Annotated in this window: 2 pseudogenes; both read left to right on the plus strand. The window is 65.7% G+C overall.

Annotation, left to right across the window (positions count from 1 at the left end):
- A pseudogene (locus NV2_RS30475) lies at nt 1-1129 on the plus strand (vWA domain-containing protein); the annotation flags it as partial.
- A 205-nt stretch (nt 1130-1334) separates the two neighbouring features.
- A pseudogene (locus NV2_RS31655) lies at nt 1335-1553 on the plus strand (vWA domain-containing protein); the annotation flags it as partial.

The following is a 1553-nucleotide window of genomic DNA, read 5'->3' on the forward strand; positions in this document are numbered from 1 at the left end:
CGGACAGCACGACTCGAAGTATTATGCGGTGGACGTGCCTCAGGGCGCGACCGCTTACGTGACCGCCACCCTGTCGATGCCACACCGGACGGGCGCCGGCAGCACGAGCGATGTCAGTGCCATGAGCATGAAGGTCTACGGCGAGAACGGCCAGGACTGCAACGAATTCGTCAACGAGATCACCACCGACTCCAGTGAGGGCGTGGCCTTGAGCGTTGCGGAGACGTGGGACGGCGCGACCGAGGAGAAGTCGAACACCAGGACCTCGGACGCATGCCGAGGTGGCGGGCGCTACTACTTCGCACCCGAATGGAAGGGCGTCGCGGACGGCATGCCCGATCAGCTGCCGATGGAACTTCTGGTTGCGGTCGAACCGGGTGTCACCGACCCGGGTCCGGCGTCGTCGACGGCCGACACCACCTTCACCGCGCCGTCGGGCGCTGCGGTTCCGGTCGTCGGCGCGGGATCGTTCAACGTGGCCACGACATTGGACGGATCGGGCAGCTACAGCGATACGTTGCAACGCGGTGAAGTGGTCTACTACCGAACCCGGCTGGACTGGGGACAGGGCTTGGCCTATCGGGTGACCTTCGCCGACACGGGGAAGGCGAAATCCGAGGAGTACTCCAACGTCAAGACCGCGCTGTACTCGCCGACTCGCGAACAGATCGACATAAAGAGCGACGCCTATCTCGGTAGTGAGAGGGCCCTGCCCGATGGCGAGTCCGCGGTGGCAACGGTGCCGGTGCGTTACCGCAATCGCGAATCCGGTCCGGGCAGTGGCAAGGATCAGAGCATGGCGGGCTGGTACTACATCGCCGTGAAGGTCTCTCCGTCGGAGGGCGGCCCGGTACCGATTCGTCTCGATCTCACTGTCGACGGCACCCCCGAGCCCGGCCCGGCCTACGCGTCGGCCACGACGAACGGGGTCTTCGGTGAGAATTCGGCGGCGTCGAACTCGGCGCAACCGCCTGCCGGGGCCGATCGGCCGGCCGCACAGGCCGAGGCGAGCGATGACGGTGGCGTGTCCACGACGGTCGTCGTACTCGGCATCGTGGGCGTGATCGTGCTGATTGCGCTGGTCGGAGCGGCAGTTCTACTGGGGCGGCGTACCGCCGGCCGGAAGTAGCCGCCGCGGTTCGCACTGCGCAGATCACCTGTCTACGGCCCGGCATTCCCATGCGTGGGAATGCCGGGCCGTCGATGTTTTGCCCCGGAACTGCAAATGTCCTGTTCGACTTCCCTGCAGCAGTGGAGAATCGCTTTCCCGGTCGCACGCGATGTCGCGGTGGTGCGTAGGGTTCGTCGATCTGTAACTGTCTGACTGGAGAGGTATGTCGAGATTGAGAAGGCTGCTGGCCGTAGGGGTCGCGGCAGCGGCCGTGGCACTCACCGCGGTGCCGGTACACGCCCAGGAACAACAGGATTCCGCGTACGCGCCGACAATGGTGGTGCTCGACGCGTCGGGTTCGATGCAAGCCCCGGACGCAGCCGGTGGCACGAAAATGGATGCGGCCAAAGCCGCGGTCCACACTTTCGTGGACGCGGCGCCT

Source organism: Nocardia vermiculata NBRC 100427 (assembly GCF_001613265.1).
Taxonomy (GTDB): domain Bacteria; phylum Actinomycetota; class Actinomycetes; order Mycobacteriales; family Mycobacteriaceae; genus Nocardia; species Nocardia vermiculata.